Source organism: Blautia sp. AF19-10LB (genome assembly GCF_003461245.1).
Lineage (GTDB): Bacteria > Bacillota > Clostridia > Lachnospirales > Lachnospiraceae > Blautia_A > Blautia_A intestinihominis.
The window spans coordinates 222-21916 of sequence record NZ_QTWS01000032.1; the positions used below are offsets into that span (position 1 = coordinate 222).

General features: G+C 44.5%; 21 protein-coding genes and 1 pseudogene. 17 read left to right on the forward strand and 5 right to left on the reverse strand.

The features are described 5' to 3' along the window. The first annotated feature begins 233 nt into the window (after window positions 1–233). From DWX28_RS19435 to DWX28_RS15110, 6 genes are all read left to right on the forward strand, one after another. Window positions 234–389: a hypothetical protein gene (locus DWX28_RS19435; RefSeq protein ID WP_158565322.1), complete on the forward strand. Its 156-nt coding sequence runs from the start codon at window positions 234–236 to the stop codon at window positions 387–389. A 440-nt stretch (window positions 390–829) separates the two neighbouring features. Next, complete coding sequence (locus DWX28_RS15090; protein ID WP_022214191.1) at window positions 830–1330, forward strand: nitroreductase family protein; 501 nt, start codon at window positions 830–832, stop codon at window positions 1328–1330. Between the two features lie 34 nt (window positions 1331–1364). Next, window positions 1365–1886 carry a cysteine hydrolase family protein gene (locus DWX28_RS15095; protein ID WP_022214192.1) on the forward strand — a complete coding sequence of 174 codons (522 nt, stop codon included), beginning with the start codon at window positions 1365–1367 and terminating at the stop codon, window positions 1884–1886. 55 nt (window positions 1887–1941) lie between these two features. Beyond that, window positions 1942–2673, forward strand: a complete 732-nt coding sequence (locus DWX28_RS15100; protein WP_022214193.1) for a class I SAM-dependent methyltransferase — start codon at window positions 1942–1944, stop codon at window positions 2671–2673. A 108-nt stretch (window positions 2674–2781) separates the two neighbouring features. Then, entirely contained in the window at window positions 2782–3588 is an 807-nt protein-coding gene (locus DWX28_RS15105; protein ID WP_118253560.1) for an alpha/beta hydrolase, read from the forward strand. A gap of 121 nt (window positions 3589–3709) precedes the next feature. After that, window positions 3710–4501 carry an Ig-like domain-containing protein gene (locus DWX28_RS15110; protein ID WP_022214195.1) on the forward strand — a complete coding sequence of 264 codons (792 nt, stop codon included), beginning with the start codon at window positions 3710–3712 and terminating at the stop codon, window positions 4499–4501. A 137-nt stretch (window positions 4502–4638) separates the two neighbouring features. On the opposite strand, the gene DWX28_RS20000 is transcribed toward DWX28_RS15110, so the two are convergent. Further along, window positions 4639–5103, reverse strand: a complete 465-nt coding sequence (locus tag DWX28_RS20000; RefSeq protein ID WP_243002445.1) for a hypothetical protein — start codon at window positions 5101–5103, stop codon at window positions 4639–4641. A 21-nt stretch (window positions 5104–5124) separates the two neighbouring features. Continuing rightward, window positions 5125–5439, reverse strand: coding sequence for a hypothetical protein (locus DWX28_RS20005; protein WP_243002446.1), 315 nt, complete (start codon window positions 5437–5439; stop codon window positions 5125–5127). 290 nt (window positions 5440–5729) lie between these two features. On the opposite strand from DWX28_RS20005, the gene DWX28_RS15120 reads away from it, so the two are divergent. The 3 genes and pseudogenes from DWX28_RS15120 (at window position 5730) to DWX28_RS15130 (ending at window position 8146) form a co-directional block, all read left to right on the forward strand. Beyond that, entirely contained in the window at window positions 5730–6599 is an 870-nt protein-coding gene (locus DWX28_RS15120; protein WP_118253563.1) for an SIR2 family NAD-dependent protein deacylase, read from the forward strand. Window positions 6600–6627: 28 nt separating this feature from the next. Beyond that, window positions 6628–7717: pseudogene (locus DWX28_RS15125) on the forward strand (2-aminoethylphosphonate--pyruvate transaminase). Between the two features lie 21 nt (window positions 7718–7738). Then, on the forward strand, window positions 7739–8146 hold the full coding sequence (locus DWX28_RS15130) for an HAD family hydrolase (protein ID WP_199611842.1): 408 nt from the start codon (window positions 7739–7741) through the stop codon (window positions 8144–8146). Between the two features lie 623 nt (window positions 8147–8769). Here DWX28_RS15130 and DWX28_RS15135 read toward each other — a convergent pair. Further along, entirely contained in the window at window positions 8770–10560 is a 1791-nt protein-coding gene (locus DWX28_RS15135; RefSeq protein ID WP_022213847.1) for a flavin reductase, read from the reverse strand. A 179-nt stretch (window positions 10561–10739) separates the two neighbouring features. On the opposite strand from DWX28_RS15135, the gene DWX28_RS15140 reads away from it, so the two are divergent. From DWX28_RS15140 to DWX28_RS15170, 7 genes are all read left to right on the forward strand, one after another. Then, window positions 10740–11375: a Crp/Fnr family transcriptional regulator gene (locus tag DWX28_RS15140; protein WP_022213848.1), complete on the forward strand. Its 636-nt coding sequence runs from the start codon at window positions 10740–10742 to the stop codon at window positions 11373–11375. Window positions 11376–11429: 54 nt separating this feature from the next. Further along, complete coding sequence (locus DWX28_RS15145) at window positions 11430–12224, forward strand: substrate-binding periplasmic protein (protein ID WP_158565323.1); 795 nt, start codon at window positions 11430–11432, stop codon at window positions 12222–12224. Next, window positions 12196–13428: a hypothetical protein gene (locus DWX28_RS15150; protein WP_118253569.1), complete on the forward strand. Its 1233-nt coding sequence runs from the start codon at window positions 12196–12198 to the stop codon at window positions 13426–13428. The genes DWX28_RS15145 and DWX28_RS15150 overlap by 29 nt, the downstream gene beginning before the upstream one ends. Further along, window positions 13418–14536 carry an ATP-binding protein gene (locus DWX28_RS15155; RefSeq protein WP_022213851.1) on the forward strand — a complete coding sequence of 373 codons (1119 nt, stop codon included), beginning with the start codon at window positions 13418–13420 and terminating at the stop codon, window positions 14534–14536. Before DWX28_RS15150 ends, DWX28_RS15155 begins: the two co-directional genes overlap by 11 nt. A gap of 128 nt (window positions 14537–14664) precedes the next feature. Further along, entirely contained in the window at window positions 14665–15294 is a 630-nt protein-coding gene (locus tag DWX28_RS15160; protein WP_022213852.1) for a TetR/AcrR family transcriptional regulator, read from the forward strand. Window positions 15295–15446: 152 nt separating this feature from the next. After that, window positions 15447–17204: an ABC transporter ATP-binding protein gene (locus DWX28_RS15165; RefSeq protein WP_118253573.1), complete on the forward strand. Its 1758-nt coding sequence runs from the start codon at window positions 15447–15449 to the stop codon at window positions 17202–17204. Between the two features lies 1 nt (window position 17205). After that, window positions 17206–18939, forward strand: coding sequence for an ABC transporter ATP-binding protein (locus DWX28_RS15170; RefSeq protein WP_022213854.1), 1734 nt, complete (start codon window positions 17206–17208; stop codon window positions 18937–18939). Window positions 18940–18944: 5 nt separating this feature from the next. Here the strand turns inward: DWX28_RS15170 and DWX28_RS15175 are convergent, their stop codons facing one another. Continuing rightward, complete coding sequence (locus tag DWX28_RS15175) at window positions 18945–20132, reverse strand: M20 family metallopeptidase (RefSeq protein WP_118253577.1); 1188 nt, start codon at window positions 20130–20132, stop codon at window positions 18945–18947. A gap of 2 nt (window positions 20133–20134) precedes the next feature. After that, window positions 20135–20809: a Crp/Fnr family transcriptional regulator gene (locus tag DWX28_RS15180; protein ID WP_022213856.1), complete on the reverse strand. Its 675-nt coding sequence runs from the start codon at window positions 20807–20809 to the stop codon at window positions 20135–20137. 237 nt (window positions 20810–21046) lie between these two features. On the opposite strand from DWX28_RS15180, the gene DWX28_RS15185 reads away from it, so the two are divergent. Then, complete coding sequence (locus DWX28_RS15185; RefSeq protein ID WP_118253580.1) at window positions 21047–21661, forward strand: ATP-binding protein; 615 nt, start codon at window positions 21047–21049, stop codon at window positions 21659–21661. Window positions 21662–21695: the final 34 nt, after the last annotated feature.

The window sequence follows — 21695 nt, forward strand, 5'->3', positions numbered from 1 at the left end:
AATGCGATCACAGGTCACCCTGATTTCATCTTTGAATAAGGGTGGTTCTGAATAGTTACCTTTTTATTTATAAAAATTCAGTTGGTGACTTAAAATCTGCATGCTACTATAAATTTATAGATATTTATAATCAGAAATGAAGCACTTGTGCATGTGTTATTTATTACTGTTAATCTTAATGACTATAACACTGCTGTTAAACCGCCGGGAAAGTGCCGGATATTAACGAAAAAATGCCAGATAGTGCCGATAAAGTGCCGGATACTACAGGAAAAGTGCTGGATAGTGCCGATAAAGTGACAGATACTACAGATAAGGCACCAGATAATGTGCAGGAGATCTATAAATATGTATTGGAAAAAGGCTTCATTGTTCATTACAACAGCTAAGGCAGTTGGGATTTTGGGGGTATAATATCGTAGAGCAAGAGCGATTTTGTTGAATATGGTTGAAAGTGGTTGGCTGAAAAAAGAAGGTGCAGCACGAAGCACGATTTATGTAAGAAATACGGAAAAGAGATAACGTAGAATAGCTATAGACAAAATAATACAAATCTTTCCCAATTTGGAAAAAATGGACGAAGCAGTTCATTATCCTCCAGTTTATTTTGATAATCAATATGAAGAAGAATATGATAATAAAAACCTGTGACTTGTTAAAAAACGGTAGCAGAAAACTCCTTTCTATGCGGGGTTGAGGACAGAGGTAAAAATTCGAATCCTCTAACGCACGCTAATAAAAAATAAGACACAGCATTAAGCTGTGTCTTATTTTTTTGCCCTGTGGTATAATGAGTCTATCTTAAATAATGAGCAAGGGAGTGTAAATTATGAACAGTATTTTTCACAGGATCAGTGTAAGAAAATATGAAGACAGACCAGTAGAAAAGGAAAAGATCATGGAGATTCTGAGAGCGGGAATGCAGGCACCGAGTGCTTGTAATCAGCAGCCATGGGAATTTTATGTGGTTACGGATAAAGAAAAGATCCAGAAACTGTCTAAAGTAACACCATATACCGGCTGTGCAGCAGGAGCGCCTGTAGTTATCGTCCCTGTGTATCATACAGAAGGGCTTATAGCACCATCTTTTGTACAGATCGACATGGCGATCGCGCAGCAGAATATCTGGCTGGAAACAGATGCCCAGGGGCTTGGAGGCGTATGGTTTGGCATTGCACCGGTGGAAGACCGCATGGAAGAAGTACACAGACTGCTGGATCTTCCAGAAAATGTAAAAGTATTTTCCATGTTTGCACTGGGCTATCCGGCAGAAACAAGACCTCAGCAGAATCGATTTGCGCCGGAAAGAATACACTTCATCGAACAATAAAAAATAGCACGGATAAAAGAGAAGGAGGAAATTCATGCAGGATATTTTAGTTGTAGTAGACATGCAGAATGATTTTATCGATGGCGCTCTTGGAACAAAAGAGGCTGTCACAATCGTTCCCAAAGTAGAAGAGAAGATTCGAAATTTCAAAGGAACAGTTCTTTTTACACGAGATACCCATGAAACATGGTACCTGGATACCCAGGAAGGAAAGAAGCTTCCGATACCACACTGCATCCGGGATACAGAAGGCTGGCAGATCAGAAGAGAATTGGACGATTTGCGAAAAACAGAACCGATTGATAAGGAAACCTTTGGCTCTACAGATCTGGCAGCTGATCTGGTGGCAATGAACATTGATGATGAGATAGGAAGTATTACATTTGTTGGTCTCTGCACAGATATCTGCGTGATCTCCAATGCACTTCTGGCGAAAGCAGCTCTTCCGGAAGTGCCGATCACAGTAGATGCTTCATGCTGTGCAGGAGTGACCCCGGAAAGCCACGAGAATGCACTGAAGGCTATGGAAATGTGCCAGATAGATATTGTCAGATAAAACTACCAGATTAGAATTATGAGTTTTCATAACAGATAGAAAGAGAACAACCAACATGAACGACAAAATAGTAGTATGCATACAAAAAGGCGGGCAGAGGGATCAGGCGGAGTCTTTTGCTCGGCGGACGGGGAGTGTGATCGCGGATAAGCCGGGGAAGGAACTGACAGTACTGTTTGATTCGAAGGGTGTTTCCCTGACAGGATATGGACTGACTTATCAGGGGGATTTTGAGAATATGCTCCACCGCGTCACGAATGGACGGCTTCAGCACGAAATGCTGGTCCGCGCCGCCAAATCGGAGAAAGAAGGGCGCAGGGCTATCGATGCAACTGCCGGTATGGGAGAGGATGCTTTTCTTCTGGCAGCGCAGGGATATGAAGTGACTTTGTATGAGCAGAATCCTGTAGTTGCCATACTTCTGAAGGATGCACTGCGTCGTGCGAAGAAACATCCAGTGTTAAAGGATATCGCCGCCCGGATGAAACTTGTCGAGGGCGACAGCGTAGAATGCATGTCCAAACTGTTGGACCCGGTAGACGCGATCTATCTCGATCCCATGTTCCCGGCAAGACAGAAATCCAGCCTTATCAACAAGAAACTCCAGCTTATCCAGAAACTGGAACCGCCGTGCTCCGAAGAAACAGACCTCTTCGATGCCGCAATCAAAGCCGCCCCGGACAAGATCATCGTCAAACGCCCTCTGAAGAGTGAATTCCTCGCCGGAAGGAAACCTTCCTATACCCTCAACGGCAAAGCCATCCGCTACGACTGCTATACCCTGTAAACGGTGACGTAAAGCTACAAAAATTATTACCAAACTTCCAATAACCAGTAGCTTTTATCAGACAAAACCGCTATACTGGATTTATAAAAAAACAGGGAGGTTTTTGCTATGCAGGAAGTATTTGTTGAATCTTTTGACGCAACAAAATTATTCTTCAACAGGGAACTGGTCGAGGATGCCAGAGCTGCGATCGTCATTGTTCACGGTCTTTGCGAGCACCAGGGACGTTATGATTACTTTGCGGAGAAACTTCATCAGGCAGGGATCAGCACGTATCGCTTCGACCACAGAGGCCACGGCAGATCCGAGGGCGAGAGAACCTATTACAGCGATTTTAACGAAATCCTCGACGACACCAATGTATTCGTAGACCTTGCCATCAAAGAAAATCCGGATATCCCGGTATTTCTCCTCGGTCACAGCATGGGCGGCTACACCGTTTCTCTCTACGGAGCCAAATATCCGGACAAAAAACTCCGCGGTATCATCACCAGCGGTGCACTGGTTAAGGACAACGGCAAACTGATCACGTCCGTAGACCGAAATCTGGATCCACATACGAAGCTGCCGAATGAACTGGGCTCAGGGGTGTGCTCAGTCAGGGAAGTCGTAGACTGGTACGGCAAAGATCCATACAACACCAGCACTTTTACAACAGGACTCTGCTACAGCATCTGCGACGGTCTGGACTGGTTTGCTGACAAGATGAAAGACTTTGCATATCCGGTTCTTATGATGCACGGCGAAAAAGACGGCCTGGTAAGTGTTCAGGATACCATGGATTTCTTCGCAACAGCAGCATCCAAAGACCGCCAGATGAAGATCTACGGAGGACTTTTCCACGAGATCCTCAACGAATACTGCCGTGACGAAGTCATTGCAGATGTAATCGCATGGATGGATCACAGGATCTGAACAGATAAAAGAGAATTCTCGTTACAGAGAGAACAGTAATGAATTCTCTTCCTGAACATAAAGTAATTTTACAGCTTTGTGTATCATATAATGAAGGTATCATATTAAGAGGAGGGTACGCATGAAAAAGACCTTAAAAAGAATATTGGTATGTCTGATGTGCATAGTGATGTTCCAGACTGCGTTTATACCGACAAAAATTCAGGCAGCAGCAGTGAAACTGAACAAGACATCAGTTACCCTTGCTACAGGAAAGAACTACACATTAAAGTTACAGGGAACAAAGCAGAAACCAACATGGAAGAGCAGCAACACTCGCATTGCATCTGTGTCTTCAGGTGGAAAAGTTACCGCACGGAGGACAGGAAAGGCAACGATCACAGCGAAAGTTGGAAAGAAAAATTATAAATGCAACGTAACAGTCACTCCAGATTACAATCAGATCTATTACAAATATCTGGCATCTCATCATAAAGATATCAGATGGTATTATATTCTGAATGTGGATAAGACAGGTGCACCGGAGATGATTACCACTTCTTCAGGAGGTGGAACAACAAGCTACAATGTTTATACAATTTCCGGCAGCAAGGTAGTTCTGGCTGGAAGCTATGGTGCGAAAGGAATCAGTATGTCTCCACCTACAATTTCCTACGTATCCAAATATAAATGTCTGTATGCAGATGGCTGGACAAACTTCATAGGTGGAACATGGGCAAATATGTATGGAATGTCCGCTAAGAAGCTGGTATTAAAATATCATGCAAGAGAAGCGCACAGCAGAGGAGATTCCTATTACTATGGCAGGACAGACAGCAGTGCAAAGAGAGTATCCAAAGCTGCATATATAAGATACTATAATACGTATTTTAAAAACCACAAAACCTATAAAATGAAGGCAAATAATAAGTAACCACAAAACAAAATACAAATTTCATTTATACTTCAGGTATTCCGATCTGCCAAAGCAGAAGAATACCTGAAGTATTTTTTGTAAAAATTTAAATTTTTTGTAAATGATTTCACATCCTGTTTCATAAACCATTTCACTTAAGCAACTGCTAAAAATCGACAATTCCAATAAGAGAGAGTTATACTTATTCTTAGGATTTCCTGTGTAGATAAATCTACATTTGTACTGATGAATGCACGTAGTGCTTTGGGATTGCCAAATGCTTTTTCAGGATAACTTAAAAGAACTACCGCATTTTCTATGCCGTTGAGGTTTCCCTTATATCGGTACACATAATATTTTCGTTTATTGACTGTCACAAGGTCAAATCCATTATGTGTGGTGGACAATTCGGCAGCCAGTTCACTGAGTTTCTTTTTCATTTCTGATGGATACAGCAGACGGTTTGTTTTCAAAGCACCAATGGTATGGAACCCTTTCTGTGCAAAGGTATTGATTATTTTTTCAGAAACATACCAGCAGTCACAAAGGAAATAAGACATTACTGGTGGAACAGGCAGTTCCTTTGCAATGTTCTGTACAATGCCATTGCAGGAAAGCATGACAGCAACTGCCTGATGTCCCTAATCCTGTTTTTTCTTTAAATGAGACTGGTGAAAGTACGCATCTTCAATTGGATGTAATGCCCGTGACAAAGGCTTAGTCTTTGAAGCTATCGTGTCATCCACAATGCAGAAAACAGGATTTCCGGTACGTGCAGCTTCTGAATAAATAATCTCAATGACAGGCTGTTTTAATGCATCTGAAAGTAATGAATCATCCCATTTCCCGGAATTAAGGAAATGAGCAATCGTAGTTCTGTGGCAGGAGCTGTTTTTAGCAAAATCCGTGGTTTTTCCATGGTATCCTGAGATAAAAATGCTGATCAGGATACTCATAAGATGATTTATGACCCGGTTCGAATAGAATTTGCATAAATTTAATTTCTTAAACTGGTTGTATATGAATGACGAATGATGTATAGTATTTGCGAGAGGCACCTTCTTTCTTGTGAATGTTGCAAATGTTTGTTTCGTCACTTTCATTATACAACATAATCAGATTTAAGGTGTCTTTCTTTTATGCAAAATCACGAACTTGCTCATTTATAGAATATAGAAAAAATAAAAACAGTCTGATGATACAGGCTGTTTTTTTACGAAATAAATAGATAAGAGAGGTGTCTGCGATGTTTTCAAAGACCAGGAACAGAATGACAGAGGAACAACATTATGAGAAGGAGATCGGGCGACTTCGGACAGCGCTTGAGGAGGCTGATGCAGTTGTGATCGGTGCCGGTGCGGGACTATCGACATCGGCAGGATTTACGTATGCAGGAGAAAGATTCCGGGCACATTTCTCAGATTTTGCGGCGAAATATGATTTCTCGGATATGTATTCCGGCGGTTTTTATCTGTATGAGACGCTGGAAGAATACTGGGCGTACTGGAGCCGTTATATCTATATCAACCGTTACATGGATGCACCGAAACCGGTGTATGAGAAGCTGCTGGAACTGGTGCGGGACAAGGACTATTTTGTGCTGACAACGAATGTAGATCACTGTTTCCAGAAGGCAGGATTTGATAAGAAACGACTGTTTTATACACAGGGGGACTATGGACTTTTTAAGTGCAGCGAGCCGTGCTGTCAGGAAACTTATGATAATGAAGAGCTCATCTGTGAGATGGTACAGCAGCAGAAAGATATGAGGGTTCCAACAGAACTCGTCCCACACTGCCCGTACTGTGGAAAGCCGATGACGATGAATCTTCGGGCTGACAATACCTTTGTGCAGGACGAAGGCTGGCATCAGGCAGCAGAGCGGTACTCCAATTTCCTTCGTACACGCGACGGATTAAAGACACTTTATCTGGAATTAGGCGTTGGATATAACACGCCAGGGATCATCAAATACTCGTTCTGGCAGATGACGCTTAAGAACCATCAGAACACTTACGCCTGCCTGAACTACGGCCAGGCCGAATGCCCAAACGAGATCCGCAGCCAGGCGATCTGCATCAATTCTGATATTGGGGAGGTGCTGGAGAAGATTTAAAGATAACTGAAAAGAGGAAAAAACCATCATGAAAAATTATAAATTACTGACACCTGGACCACTGACAACTACCGATACGGTAAAGAAATGCTGTTTGACCACTGCACCTGGGATGATGATTACAAAGTATCACTCAGGAGATCAGAAAAAAACTGCTGGAACTTGCACATGTATCTGAGGATGAATACACTGCCATTCTGATGCAGGGAAGCGGTACTTTTGGTGTGGAATCTGTACTGACCAGCGTGATCGGAGCAGACGAGAAACTCCTGATCTGTGCAAAGGGAGCATACGGAGAACGTATGGAGGATATCGTAAAACATGCCGGGATCGACTATACGATCTACCATGAAAAATACGACAGAGTGCCGGATGCAGGCAAGGTAAATGAGATCCTGAAGAACGATCCTGCCATCACACATGTATCCATGGTCCACAGTGAGACAACCTCTGGAATCCTGAATGATATTGAGTCTGTCGCAAAAGTAGTCAAAGAAAATGGACGTACTATGATCGTAGATGCAATGAGCAGTTTCGGTGGTGTGGATATCCCGGTCGGAGAATGGGGAATCGACTTTATCATCAGCAGTGCAAACAAATGCATCCAGGGCGTACCGGGATTTTCCTTCATCATTGCAAACAAACAGAAACTGATCGAATCCAAAGGCAAAGCAAGAAGCCTTTCTCTTGACCTCTATGACCAGTGGGAGACTATGAACAAGGATGGCAAATGGAGATTTACTTCTCCGACACATGTAGTTCTTGCATTTTATCAGGCATTAAAGGAGATGGAAGCAGAGGGAGGAATCCCTGCAAGACATCAGAGATATGTGGAAAATAACCGTCTTCTGATCGAGAAAATGAAGGAACTTGGCATCCGTCCATACATCGACGAGGAGCATCAGGGACCGATCATCACAACCTTCTTCTATCCGGAAAATGCAAGCTTTTCCTTTGCAGATATGTATCAGTATATCAAAGAACGCGGCTATGCGATCTACTCTGGAAAAGTAACAGAGGCAGACACTTTCCGGATCGGAAACATCGGAGAAATCTACAAAGAAGACATCCTGAAAGTTTCAGAACTTATCAAAGAGTTTCTGGAACAGAACAGATAAAAATAAGTGAGGAAAAGCAAAATGAGTACATATAAAGCAGTAATTTTTGACTGGGCAGAAGATGACGTAGAAAAACTTTACTCTCTGTTTGAGGAGAAACTTCTGGGAATCCTCGATCAGTTTGCAGAAGTAAAGCCATATGTTCTGGAAACGATAGAGGAACTGAGAAAGAAAGATATCAAGATCGGTTCCACAACCGGTTATACCGACAAGATGATGGCGATCGTGACCGCCAAAGCAAAGGAAAACGGATACGAGCCGGATGCATGGTTCAGCCCAGATTCCACAGGAAATGTGGGACGTCCGTACCCATATATGATCTTCAGAAATATGGAAGCATTAAAGATCCAGTCCGTGAAAGAAAAATTCATCGATGCAGGCGCGGATGAAGTGATCCTGAATATGAAGGAACTGACGAAATTATTGTGAGATTTTCCTATCCTATAAAACATCTTCCGGGATATTGTCAGCGGAACTCCATTCCGGAAGCAGTTTCTGTCAGTACATGGTGGCGAATGGAATGTTTGGCCTGACAGAAATGAAAGATCAGCTGAAATGCAAAACGGCTGTTTCCATGGTTATGGCAGGAGTGGGAGTCATAGAATTGATGATCATAAATCTATTTTTATAATAATGCCTTCATACTTATTTTCGAATATTCATTCACATAAAGGGGTTGTTGCTGCAAAGATGAGAGATCATTTTTGCGGCAGCAGCCCTGATTTCAAGAGTTTTATTGGCTTGATATGAACTTACTATAATTTGAACCAACCAGTTTAGAGTAATTTTATTGACTTGTTATGTATTTGCTATAGTTTAAGCCAATTAATTCCGAGATTTTGGTGGACTTTATTTGTACTTATCTGTTTGCTAGTCATTTATAGCCTGAAATTTGGATGGTCTAATTTGCCATTACTTTTTCCAAGGTCATTAAAGGATAGCAAAATAAAGCAAAACCGCCGCCAGGCAGATGTTCCTATCTGTTTCTGGCAGCGGTTTTATTTATGGATTGAATGGTTTAGCAGATCACAATGATCTGAATTGGAGGTTTTTTACTGGATCGGCTCGAAATCTACAGCGCCGTGTTTGCACAGCGGGCAGATGATGTCTTCCGGGAGTTCGTCGCCTTCGTAGATGTAGCCGCAGACTTTGCAGACAAAGCCTTTCTTTCCTTCGGTCTGCGGTTTTGGTTTGACGTTGTTCTGGTAGTAGGTGTAGGTCATGGTCTCCTGGTCGCTCATGACACGGGCTTCGGTGACACTGCAGATGAACATGCCATGGGTTCCGAGGTCAACATATTGCTCTACCTTGAGGGACATGAATGCGTTGATGTATTTGTCCAGGAATACAAGTCCGTTGCCGGAACGGTTGACTTTCTGGCCTGCGAATTTGTCAGCAGTTCTGCCGGACTGGAAACCGAATCTTTCAAAAACAGAGAACGGTGCTTCGACGGACAGACAGTTTACATTCAGGACACCAGTCTGCTGGATCACATGGTGAGAGTAGTTGGCTTTGTTGATGTTGACTGCTACACGGTACGGGTTATCGGTCAGCTGGGTAACAGTGTTTACGATCAGTCCGTTGTCACGTTTTCCATCGTTGGAAGTCACAACATAGAGACCGTATCCGATACGGAAAAGTGCAGACATATCATTTTTGTTTGCGAGAGTATCGTTCTTGGCGATATATTCTTTGCAGAGTTCATCGGTCATTGCCTCGATCTCTTTTCTGTTTTCTTCTTTTACAGCGGACCAGATGTGGACGTTGTTCTTTAACCAGTCGATCTTTTTGCACGGAGCCATCATTTCTTTCATGACTTTGGCTGCCAGAGGAGCCCAGGAGCCATTTTCGATGATTCCTACCGTGCGGTTCTGGAAATTATGCTCTACCAGTCTGGTGATAAAGTCATTCATGAACGGATAGATGCTCGCATTGTAAGTGGTGGTTGCAAGGACCAGTTTGGAATAACGGAAAGCGTCGCTGAGAGCCTGGGACATATCGTCTCTTGCAAGGTCATAGACGAGAACCCGCGGACATCCTTTGGATTTGAGTTTTTCTGCAAGGAGATATACAGCGTCTCTGGTGTGACCATATACGGAAGTATAGGCGATCACGATTCCGTCTGTCTCCGGTGTGTAGGAGGACCAGGTGTCATAGAGTCCGATATAATGGCCAAGATCTTCAGTGAGTACAGGACCATGAAGCGGACAGATCTTCTGGATATCAAGTGTTGCGGCAACTTTGAGAAGCGCCTGAACCTGTTTTCCGTATTTTCCTACGATACCGATGAAGTAACGTCTTGCTTCGTCATCCCATGGCTCCTCTACATCGAGCGCACCGAATTTGCCGAAACCGTCTGCGGAAAACAGAACTTTTTCTGTGCTGTCATAAGTCACCATAACTTCCGGCCAGTGTACCATCGGAGCAAAGACAAAAGTAAGCTGATGGAATCCAAGAGAAAGTGTACCGCCGTTTTCTACTTCGATCTTGCGTCCCTCGAGGTCGAGATCAAAGAAGTTCTGGATCATGTTGAATGCTTTTTTGTTGGAAACAACTGTGGTGTCCGGATAAACTTTGAGGAAGTTTGCCACGTTTGCTGCATGGTCCGGTTCCATATGCTGAACGATCAGGTAATCCGGTCTGCGTCCGTCGAGGATCTGCTGGATATTGTCGAGCCATTCATGTGTGAAGTTGGCATCTACGGTATCCATAACCGCGATCTTGTCATCCAGGATCACGTAAGAGTTGTAGGACATTCCGTTTGGAACCTTATACTGTCCTTCAAAAAGGTCAACCTGATGGTCATTTACACCTGCGTATCTGATAGTATCTGTGATCTTCATATTTCGTACCCTCCAATTTGTTATGAGTTTTATGTAAAACGTTTTTTGTATCCTTGACTTTGTTAAAAGTATAACAGAATACAGAAGAGAATTCTGTTGCAAAAGTCACAAAAATGCTCTTAATTGAGAAAAATAATGTTATAATAATGGAAAAACAATGGAAAGAGATGAGGGGAAAAATGGAGCACATCACACTTTTTACAGATATTCTGCCCGAAGAACAGGAAAGAATGCGTGTCTGTTTTCATGCAAGGGAAATGACGTTCCGAAACGGAGAAACCATCATGGAATATTCAAACTCCATGAAAAAGATCGGTCTGATCCTCTATGGCAGGGCGATACTTTACTGCTGTGACACCGAGGGAAATGAGTACATGATCGATGAACTCAATAAAGATGCCGTTTTTGGCGAGCCGTTTTTGCTTCCGACGGATTCACAGCATTATTATGTCCGTGCGGCACAGGAGACCAGGATCATATTTATCGACTACGAGCATGTGATCAAACGCTGCGACCAGGCATGCCACCATCACAGCCAGATGGTCAGCAATCTGTTGCAGCTTACCGCGATCCAGTCCCGGCAGCAGAATGAGCGGATCTACATGCTTTCCAGATCCAGTACACGTAAGAAACTGATAACCTATCTCAATACACTTTCCGCAGAAAAACACAGCAAAGACCTCACACTTCCTATGTCCTATACCGCACTGGCACAGTATTTAAGTGTCGACCGCAGTGCCATGACGAGAGAACTTAAGAACCTCGAAGCCGAAGGAATCATAGAGAAAAATGGAAAGCAGATCCATATGATTTGACACAGGCAGAAGAGGAAGAGTATACTGAAAATAGTATATAAAATGAGGAAAGAAATGAGAAATTTTATTAAAAAACTATGCCCGTTGTTTCTCGGAGCTGTGATGCTGACAGGAAATATACAGAGTATTCTGGCATCAGATGAGAGCACAGAAACTCTTACAGATCTTATGATAGGCTGTGATGAATATAAGCCATATAATTACTTTGACGAAAACGGAAATCTGGTAGGAATTGATGCGGATCTTGCAGAGGAAGCCTGCCATCGAATGGGATATGAGCCGGTTTATGTTATCATGAAGTGGACGGAAAAAGAAGCTTATCTTGGTGAACAGATCATAGACTGTATCTGGGATTCCCATTCTCTGAACGGAAGAGAAGACAGTTATCTCTGGTCCGAACCATATATGTACAGTCAGGAGTCTGTCATCGTAAATGAGGATAGTTCCATCAACAGTCTGGATGATCTCAATGACAAAAACATAGCAACTCTGGTTAATACACGTGCAGAAGATATTCTTCTGCAGCTGGATATCTCACCCGAGATTTATCCCCGGAATATATATAGTTTTCAGCTGATGAAGGAATGCCTGACAGCGTTGCGGCAGGGGTATGTGGATGCTGTTGCGGGTGACAAGCTGTATCTTGAGACTTATATGAAGGACTATCCGGGCAGGTTCCGTATTCTTGATGAAAGCCTGGAAACTTCCAAGCTGGCAGTGGCTTTTTCAAAAGATACAGACCCGGAACTGGTCGATAAACTGAATGAAACTTTGAATGAAATGAAGCTGGACGGAACCATTGACAGGATTCTGGAGAAGTATGAAACTTCAGTGGAAAATGCTTCGTAGGGGGCAGAACAGTGAGATCGAGGGGATCATCAAGTTCATGAAAGAACAGTGTATCCGTTATGATAATATTCTTACAAACAGTAAAGTGCGGATACGGACAGATCTTATAGAGAAGACGACGGAACTGAAACGATGTATGCAGAAGGAAGACATGGACGAGGAACAATTTCAGGAATATCTGGAAGAGCAGCGTCTGACAGGAATCCTGCTTGTTGATAAAGACCTTGAGATCATCCAGAATATCTGTACAGAAAAAATCCCGACAAGTCTCTGGAAAAATGCATTTCGTAATCAGAATCTCCAGAATGTATTTTCCTATAAAAACAGAGTTCTGACTGATCAGATCGTAACGGATGAGGAAGAGACTTATTACTACGCAGCAATGTCAGATGGTGATGCAGACAAAATCGTTGTGTGTTATGAAAATGCTTCAAAGAAGGCAGAGCAGGAAGACGAAGTCAGCATAGAGACGATCCTTACCGGCTACAAAGTGGAGCGAAATGGGATCGTGGCACTCACAGATGGGGAAACTGTGATCAGTTCCAATGATGAAACGATGCAGGGAAAAAAGATTTCAGACTGCCCTCGGATCATGATGTTCAACTCTGCCTGGATTCCGGAAAGTCTGGTCTGTGTAGAGGAAAATGGAAATATATACTATGGCAGGCACACCAACTGTGGACAGTATTATATCTATGTTTTCTTTCCAAAAAATGAGGTTTTTGCCGAGCGTGGTATGGTCATGACATATGCAGTATGTCTCTATCTGGCATTCTGGTTTATACTTCTTGAAATACGTAGAAGAGGCGAAAAACGAAGACGAGATGACCTGGAATATCAGCATAATATCATTAATGCGATCAGCAAAATTTATATGACAAACTATGTGGTGGATCTGAAAAAGAATAAATTTGAGATCATTCGTGCACCGGAGATCGTTTCAAAAGTTGCAAAAAATTTCAAAACTGCATCAGAGATCGTAGATGCAGTCACAGAATATTTTGTCGGCAAAGATTATCAGGAAGGAATGCGGGAAGTTACAGAACTGTCCACAATTTCTGACAGACTCCGGGGAAAAGAAGCACTCAATTATACATTTAAGGACAGAGGCGGTACGTGGTTTATGCTGAATGTTCTGCCTAAAAGGATCCTTCCTAATGGAGAGATTGAATCAGTAATTTTTACTGCGCAGGATGAGCCATGATATCCGCACGCCGATCAATGGAATTATGGGCATGCTGAACATCGGAGATCACTTTCCGGAAGATATGGAAAAACAGGCGGAATGCAGAGAAAAAATCCGTGGTGCATCGTCATTTTTGTTTGAACTTGTAAATGATGTGCTTGATATGAGCAAGATGGAATCTGGAAAGATCGAACTGGAGGAAGTCCCGTTTGATCTGTTGGACCTGCTGGATGAAGTTGTTTCAATGATTGAAGTTCAGGCGATGGGACATGGTCTTGATTTCATTTATGAACGGCACGAGGAAATCCATCGTCAGGTGATCGGAAGTCCGGTACATTTAAGACAGATCCTGATGAATATTGCAGGAAATGCAGTCAAATATAACCGTGAAAATGGTTCGATCAGACTGGCTTATCAGGAGACTGCTTTTGACGGAGCGAATGCTACGTTTGAGTTTGTATGTGCTGATACCGGCAAGGGCATGAGTAAAGAATTTCAGGAGCATATGTTTGAGCCGTTTTCCCAGGAAGAAAATGGTGCCCGCACGACTTTTGGCGGAAGCGGACTGGGACTTTCAATTGTTCAGAAACTCGTAGAAAAGATGAACGGACAGATCAGCGTTGTGAGCGAGGAAGGAAAAGGAAGTACTTTTACCATCACTCTGACTCTTAGGGTAGACCCATTGACGGAAAGCGATTCCAGGGAGCCGGAGCTGAAGACGCAAAGGAAGTCGATCAAGGGAATACGGATCCTTCTTGCAGAGGATAATGCGCTGAATATGGAGATTGCAGAGTTTATCCTGGAAAGCGAGGGAGCTGTGATAACGAAAGCATGGAATGGTCAGGAGGCTGTTGACATTTTCCAGAATTCAGATGAGGGTACTTTCGATATCATCCTTATGGATGTAATGATGCCAGTCATGGACGGATTGAGTGCAACCAGGACGATCAGGGAAATGGATCGAAAGGATGCCAGAGAAATCCCGATCATAGCGATGACCGCCAATGCATTCGATGAGGACCGCAAACGGAGCCGCGAGGCAGGAATGGACAGACATCTTGCAAAACCGCTGGATCCGCGGGAGATCGTAAAGACGATAAGTGAATGTATTTCGCACAAAAAGTAAGAAATTTTGAGATGACCGTCGGAGATTATTATAATTTTCGGCGGTTATTTTACACAGGGTACTTGACAGGAGAAACAATCAGAATTATATTTATAACAGTGTTACATAACACTGTTACGGAGGAGCAGATGACAAAACCAGTAGAAGGAGTTTCAGAGAAAATCCTGGCATGTGCCAGGGAAGAATTTCTGGAGAAGGGCTATTCCGATGCCTCTCTTCGGACGATCGCGGCAAAGGCAGACGTTACAACCGGATCTATCTATTCCAGATTCGGCGGGAAGGAAGGTCTGTTCAGTGCGATCGTACAGCCGGCAGCAGATGAATTTACGGACATTTTTCTTCGTACACAGGAGGAGTTTCATGCAGTGGATGAGGAGAAACAGGCAGGTTTGATGGATGCATATGTGACCTCAGGAATGGAAAAAATGCTAGACTGTATGTATGATCATTTTGAAGAGTTTCAGCTCCTGCTGGATGCCTCTTATGGAACGAAATTCCAGAATTTTGTAGAGCATCTCGTAGAGATCGAGACGGAATATACCTACAAATTCATGCAGGTGATCCAGTTCCAGAACGAAGGTGCGAAGGAGATTCCGGAGGAATTCATTCACATCATGACGACCGCTCTTTTTGAGAGTGCCTTTGAGGTTGTCCGTCACAAGATGCCGAGAGAAAAGGCAGAGGATTATGTGAAGATGCTGGAGAAATATCATTACGGAGGCTGGAACGCGATCATGAATTTTGATGAAAACAGATGATCAGTAAAGAAGACTGCTTTTTGCAGCGGCAGAAGGGCAGTCTTTTCTAAAAACTACTGGTTAGACAATACTAATAAAAGTCAGTACTATATAATCACGGTAAGTGTTATGTAATAATAAAGCGGTTTTCGAACTTTGGAAGGGAGGATATTATGAAGAAAAAAAGTTCATTATCACGACTTTTTGAGTATGCAGGAAAGTACAAGTATCTGACGGTTCTCTCCTGGATACTCTCGGCAGTCAGCGCATGGATCGCACTGGTACCGTTTTATTATATCTGGAGGATCATAAAGGAAGTTCTGGCGGTGGCACCGGATTACAGCCAGGCACAGAATCTCAAAGGTTATGGATGGGCGGCAGTCGGATTTGCGCTTCTGTCCATGATTATCTACGTAGGATCACTGATGTGTTCGCATGTTGCAGCGTTTCACGTACAGGCAGAAATGCGTTCTCAGATGATGCATCATATCGTGACTCTGCCGATGGGATTCATGGACAGCGAGGGAAGCGGTAAGATCCGCAAGATCGTCAATGAATCCAGTGCAGCGACTGAAACTTATCTGGCACATCAGCTTCCGGACCAGACAGGGGCTTATGCGACACCAGTCGGACTTCTTGTCCTGCTTCTCGTTTTTGACTGGAGGCTGGGGCTTCTGAGTCTGGTCCCGGTTGTTGCAGCATTCCTGATCATGGGCTCCATGACCGGTGAAAAGATGCAGCAGAAGATGAAAGAATATCAGAATGCGCTTGAGGAAATGTCCAGTGAAGCAGTGGAATATGTCAGAGGAATCCCGGTTGTAAAGACATTCGGACAGTCTGTATTTTCGTTCAAACGTTTTCAGACTTCCATCAAGAATTATGAGAAATGGACGATCTCTTACACCAAAGATCTGCGTATGCCGATGGTACTTTATACGACCATCATCAATGCGGTATTTTCCGTGCTGATCGCGACTGCGTTTTTCTTTACGGCGAGTGATGCATACCTTCTGAACCTGCTGTTTTATATCATTATCACACCGATCATCACGGTAACTCTGAACAAGATCATGTTCGCAAGTGAAAACCAGATGATTGTTGCGGATGCCCTGGAAAGAATCGATGGGATCCTGGACCGCCAGCCTCTTCCGGAAACAAAAGACGGCAGGGCAGTGGAGGACAGTTCTGTTACATTTGAGAATGTTTCCTTCCGTTACGAAAACGCATCCAAGGATGCTCTGCATCAGATCAGTCTTCAGATAAAAGACGGAGAACATGTGGCGTTTGTCGGACCATCCGGAGGCGGCAAAACAACTCTGGCAAGCCTTGCCGCAAGGTTTTTTGACACGACAGAAGGAACTGTCCGTATCGGCGGCGTGGATGTGCGTGACATCCCGTCAGAGAAACTTATGGAAAAAGTTTCCTTCGTTTTTCAGGACAGTAAACTTCTCAAAATGTCCATCTACGACAACGTGCGTATGGGCAAAAAAGATGCAACAAGAGAGGAAGTCCTTCAGGCACTGAAAGATGCACAGTGCGAGGACATTATTGCAAAAATGCCGAACGGGATCGATACTGTGATCGGGAGCAAAGGAACCTATGTTTCCGGCGGAGAAGCGCAGAGACTTTCCATCGCGAGAGCAATGCTTAAAGCTGCTCCGATCCTGATCCTGGATGAGGCAACTGCATTTGCAGACCCGGATAACGAAGCAAAAGTGCAGGCGGCTTTTTCCAGACTATCTGAGGGAAAAACCGTTATCATGATCGCACACAGACTGTCATCTGTTGTAGATGCAGATCGGATCTGTGTCCTCAAAGACGGAGAGATCAGAGAGATGGGAACACACAAAGATCTCGTCGCAAACGGCGGAATTTATGCCCATATGTGGGAGGCATACAATCAGTCTGTCTGCTGGAAGGTAGGTGCTTGATATGACATTTAAAGAAAAATTACAGCATAAATATGCCCTCTCCGAGCAGGGCGCGAAGGATATGATCCATGCGTTTATAAGCGCAACGATATCCAATATTGTGCTGATGTTTCCAGTTGGAATGCTGTATCTGCTTGTCAAAAATTACATGGAAGGAACACTGGAAGGCAAGGGAATCCTGTTCGCGGCAGGCTGTCTGATCTGCCTGGCCCTGATCGGAGTTACAACTTATATCCAGTATAATGCGACCTTCTTAAGTACTTATGTAGAGAGCGGTGTGCGCCGTATCACACTGGCAGAAAAACTCCGCAAGATCCCGCTTTCATTCTTCGGAAAGAAGGATCTTTCTGACCTGACAAGTACGATCATGGCGGACTGTGCGACGCTGGAAACTGCTTCTTCACACTGGATCCCGGAGCTGGTTGGAGCGTGTATTTCGACTGCCCTGGTAGCTGTTAGCCTGTTCTTTTTTGACTGGAGAATGGCGATCGCAGCACTGTGGGTACTGCCGGTATCTTTCCTGATCGTAGGGTGTTCCGGCAACGTACAGAAACGTGCAGCAGGCCGTCAGATGGATCTCAAAATGGCATGCGCGGACGGTATTCAGGAATGCCTGGAGACAGTCCGTGATCTTCGCGCAAACAACGCGCTGGCAGAATACATCAAAGGCCTGGACAGCAAGATCAGAGCTGTTGAAAAGCATGCGATCGTGACGGAACTGACAACGGCAGTGTTCGTGGCAAGTGCACAGATGATCCTCAAATTCGGTATTGCAACGACTGCGTTAGTGGGAAGTGTCCTTCTGGCAGAGGGAAAGATCGATGTGCTGACGTTCTTCATGTTTCTGCTTCTTGTATCCAGATTATATGATCCGCTGCAGATTTCTCTGCAGAATCTTGCTGCGATCATATCTGCAGATGTCCAGTGCAAACGTATGGATGAGATCCTGTCTCATGATATTCAGACAGGAAGTGAGAAACTTACAAATCAGGGATATGATATTGAATTTACCAATGTTGGATTTGCGTATAATGACAGAGAAGATGTCTTAAAGGATGTTACTTTTACCGCAAAGCAGGGTGAAGTAACAGCACTGATCGGACCATCCGGCGGTGGTAAAACAACTGTTTCCAGACTGGCATCCCGCTTCTGGGATATCAACAAAGGAAGCATTAAAGTTGGCAGTATGGATATCGGAAAGATCAATCCGGAAACGCTGATGTCACTGTATTCAATTGTATTCCAGGATGTTACACTGTTCAATAATACGATCATGGAAAACATCCGTATCGGCCGCCAGGATGCCACAGATGAAGAAGTCATTGCGGCGGCAAAACTGGCTCACTGCGATAAATTTGCGGAGAAACTTCCGGATGGATGGAACACCATGATCGGTGAAAATGGATCCGAACTTTCCGGTGGTGAGAGGCAGAGGATATCCATTGCCAGAGCCTTCCTCAAAGATGCACCGATCATTCTTCTGGATGAAGCGACGGCATCTCTTGATGTAGATAATGAAACAATGATCCAGGAGTCACTGTCCCGCCTGATCCGGAACAAAACAGTCATGATCATCGCACACAGAATGCGAACCGTCGCGGACTCTGACAAGATCGTAGTCCTCAAGGACGGCGTCGTAGCCGAGCAGGGCAGCCCGGCAGAACTTTCCAGGAAGAATGGAATCTATCAGCATATGATGGAGACACAGATGCAGGCCGCAGGGTGGAAATTATAGAAAATTTATTTTGATTTTTCTTCCAGAAAATCATACGCGAACTGTGCGTACATTGCGGCTCCGCGTTTGAGGACGGATTCATCCACAGTGTAGTGGTCGTTGTGGTTTTTTGCGGTGAAACCAAGTTCTTTATTCTGGCTTCCGACGAGACCGAAAACGGCGGGAACTTTCTCCATAAAGTAGGCGAAATCTTCGCTGATCATCATCTTCGGGAAGGGTTTCAGAGCGTCCGGATCGTACATTTTGGTGGCGGCGTTTCTTGCGATCTGGACGAGATCTTCGTGGTCATTGATGATCGGAGCTGGAAAATATTCAAAGGTAAGAGTGGCCTTTGCTCCCATAGAATCGGCTGTGTTTTCGACGATCTTGCGGAGCAGAGGCTCTGTTTTTTTACGCATTTCCGGGGAGTGGGTGCGGGTGGTTCCCTCCATAATAACTTTGTCAGCGAGGATGTTAAAACGCTGGCCGCCGGTGATCTTGCCGACGGTGACGACAAGCGGATTCAGTGGGTCGTTCATGCGGGAGACGATAGCCTGGATCTCTGTGATGATATGAGCCGCAGTCAGGATCGCATCAACCCCCTGATGTGGAGTAGAGCCGTGAGCAGAAATCCCTTCTACTTCAATGCGGAAATTATCGCAGCTTGCCATGCGCGGACCAGTCTCAAAATTCATATAAGGCGCATCGAGATCGCCCCAGATATGTGTCCCGTAAATGGCATCTACATCGTCCAGAAAACCATGTTTTACATAGTATTCTGCACCGTGACAGGACTCTTCCGCAGCCTGAAAAATGATCTTTATATTGCCTTTTAAGTTCTCCTTTTGGGACATCAGCATGCGAATCCCGCCAAGGAGCATTGCGATATGGCAGTCATGTCCGCAGGCATGCATGACACCTGGATTCTGGCTGCAGAAAGGCAGGGCTGTGTGTTCTTCGATGGGAAGGGCATCGATATCTGCACGGAGCGCGACCGTCTTACTGTCAGGTGTACTTTTTCCACCCTCGATCATTGCCCAGAGACCGTTGTAATCCGGGTAAAAATGTGGTGTAAGACCCATTTCTTCCAGGCGTTTTCCAATCGCCTGAGTCGTATTTTTTTCTTCAAAAGAAAGCTCTGGATGTGCATGAAAATAGCGGCGCTGTTCAATGATCCAGGTCTCATTTTGTTCTGCCATATCTTTAAAATTCATAGTCAAAATCCTTTCGTAAAAGTATGATGCAAGGTAAAAATATTCTTATGATAATCAATCAGACCATCGCTTTTCATCCTGCTAAGTTCCTTGGAAAGAGCACTCCGGTCGAGGCTCAGATAGTCGGCAAGCTGCTGACGATTGAGTGGGATTTCGATGCAGTTACTGCCCTGAAGTTCTGCCTGATAGGAGAGATAAGAGAACAGTCTTCCACGGATCTTTTTGGATGAGGTGTGCAGGATCCGGCGGGAGAGAGTGAGGTTTTTGCGGGCACTGATGATGACAAGATTCTGGATCAGGCGTGTGTAATTTCCCTTTCCGCTGGAGGCAAGACGGAAGATTTCCGGGACATTTACAAACAAAATTTCCGTATCTTCCGTGGCGATCACGTCCACCATCATCGGCTCTCCAGGCACACAGGCATAAGCCTCGGCAAAAACTTCTCCGGGTTTGACCAGCCCCAGGATACTGGTATTTCCCCAGATATCATTATTCTCGATCTGGGCAGTACCAGACAGCACGATCCCAATATTCGACACCGGTTTCCCGGCAGTATAAACCGCCGAATCCCGAACAAACCTCCGGGTAGAAGCCCGAAGCCCACGTAAGAGCTCCTCTGTTTCGGAAGGCGTATATCCGCGAAATAAAGAAGTCTGGGAGATGAGAGAGAAATCCATAAACAGTCACTCCTGAAATTTATTTGTTTTAATTGTAAGCATATTCTGGCAACAGGTCAAGGAATGATTCTGCAAAACATTTTAATCCATGGGTTCTGCAGAAAAGTTGTAGATATTTTTAATTCCGTTGTCATAACCATGGAATTTTCCTCCTCATTCCAGTATCCTGTACTCAACAGGTGAGAACACCTGCGATACCGAGTCAGAGATACAGACAAAATGAGGAGGAATTTTTTTATGATCAGAAGGATCATTCAGATAGATGAAGAAAAATGCAACGGATGCGGAGCGTGTGCGGCGGCTTGCCATGAGAGCGCGATTGGCATGGTTGACGGAAAGGCGAAGCTCCTTCGCGATGACTACTGTGACGGCCTGGGCGACTGCCTCCCGGCATGTCCGACCGGCGCGATCACATTTGTGGAGAGAGAAGCAGCGGCGTATGACGAAGCAGCCGTTCTCGCGAACCAGAAAAAAGCTACAAAATCACAATCCCAGCTCCAGCAGTGGCCGGTACAGATCAAACTTGTTCCGACAAATGCACCGTATTTCGACGGCGCGAAACTCCTGATCGCGGCAGACTGCACCGCTTACGCCTACGCAAACTTCCACGAAGATTTTATCAAAGGCAGGATCGTCCTGGTAGGCTGTCCGAAGCTGGATGCCGCAGACTACAGTGAAAAACTTGAAGAGATCATCCGAAACAACAATATCGCCAGCGTAACCATTGTCCGCATGGAAGTTCCATGCTGCGGTGGTCTGGAAATGGCAGCCAAAAAAGCCCTCCAGAACAGTGGCAAATTCATCCCATGGCAGGTAACCACCATCTCCGTGGATGGAAAGCTCCTCGACTGATTTTTTATTCATAAAAATAAGAAGGAACATTGGA

Excerpts from the sequence above, each read along its gene's own strand:
- DWX28_RS15120 (WP_118253563.1), top strand. The coding sequence starts at position 5,730 with ATGTTTTCAAAGACCAGGAACAGAATGACAGAGGAACAACATTATGAG.
- DWX28_RS15170 (WP_022213854.1), top strand. The coding sequence starts at position 17,206 with ATGACATTTAAAGAAAAATTACAGCATAAATATGCCCTCTCCGAGCAG.
- DWX28_RS15150 (WP_118253569.1), top strand. The coding sequence starts at position 12,196 with ATGAAACTTCAGTGGAAAATGCTTCGTAGGGGGCAGAACAGTGAGATC.
- DWX28_RS15155 (WP_022213851.1), top strand. The coding sequence starts at position 13,418 with ATGAGCCATGATATCCGCACGCCGATCAATGGAATTATGGGCATGCTG.
- DWX28_RS15160 (WP_022213852.1), top strand. The coding sequence starts at position 14,665 with ATGACAAAACCAGTAGAAGGAGTTTCAGAGAAAATCCTGGCATGTGCC.
- DWX28_RS15165 (WP_118253573.1), top strand. The coding sequence starts at position 15,447 with ATGAAGAAAAAAAGTTCATTATCACGACTTTTTGAGTATGCAGGAAAG.
- DWX28_RS20005 (WP_243002446.1), bottom strand. The coding sequence starts at position 5,439 with ATGAGTATCCTGATCAGCATTTTTATCTCAGGATACCATGGAAAAACC.
- DWX28_RS15095 (WP_022214192.1), top strand. The coding sequence starts at position 1,365 with ATGCAGGATATTTTAGTTGTAGTAGACATGCAGAATGATTTTATCGAT.
- DWX28_RS15135 (WP_022213847.1), bottom strand. The coding sequence starts at position 10,560 with ATGAAGATCACAGATACTATCAGATACGCAGGTGTAAATGACCATCAG.
- DWX28_RS19435 (WP_158565322.1), top strand. The coding sequence starts at position 234 with ATGCCAGATAGTGCCGATAAAGTGCCGGATACTACAGGAAAAGTGCTG.
- DWX28_RS15100 (WP_022214193.1), top strand. The coding sequence starts at position 1,942 with ATGAACGACAAAATAGTAGTATGCATACAAAAAGGCGGGCAGAGGGAT.
- DWX28_RS20000 (WP_243002445.1), bottom strand. The coding sequence starts at position 5,103 with ATGCTTTCCTGCAATGGCATTGTACAGAACATTGCAAAGGAACTGCCT.
- DWX28_RS15110 (WP_022214195.1), top strand. The coding sequence starts at position 3,710 with ATGAAAAAGACCTTAAAAAGAATATTGGTATGTCTGATGTGCATAGTG.
- DWX28_RS15090 (WP_022214191.1), top strand. The coding sequence starts at position 830 with ATGAACAGTATTTTTCACAGGATCAGTGTAAGAAAATATGAAGACAGA.
- DWX28_RS15175 (WP_118253577.1), bottom strand. The coding sequence starts at position 20,132 with ATGAATTTTAAAGATATGGCAGAACAAAATGAGACCTGGATCATTGAA.
- DWX28_RS15105 (WP_118253560.1), top strand. The coding sequence starts at position 2,782 with ATGCAGGAAGTATTTGTTGAATCTTTTGACGCAACAAAATTATTCTTC.
- DWX28_RS15145 (WP_158565323.1), top strand. The coding sequence starts at position 11,430 with ATGAGAAATTTTATTAAAAAACTATGCCCGTTGTTTCTCGGAGCTGTG.
- DWX28_RS15180 (WP_022213856.1), bottom strand. The coding sequence starts at position 20,809 with ATGGATTTCTCTCTCATCTCCCAGACTTCTTTATTTCGCGGATATACG.
- DWX28_RS15185 (WP_118253580.1), top strand. The coding sequence starts at position 21,047 with ATGATCAGAAGGATCATTCAGATAGATGAAGAAAAATGCAACGGATGC.
- DWX28_RS15130 (WP_199611842.1), top strand. The coding sequence starts at position 7,739 with ATGAGTACATATAAAGCAGTAATTTTTGACTGGGCAGAAGATGACGTA.
- DWX28_RS15140 (WP_022213848.1), top strand. The coding sequence starts at position 10,740 with ATGGAGCACATCACACTTTTTACAGATATTCTGCCCGAAGAACAGGAA.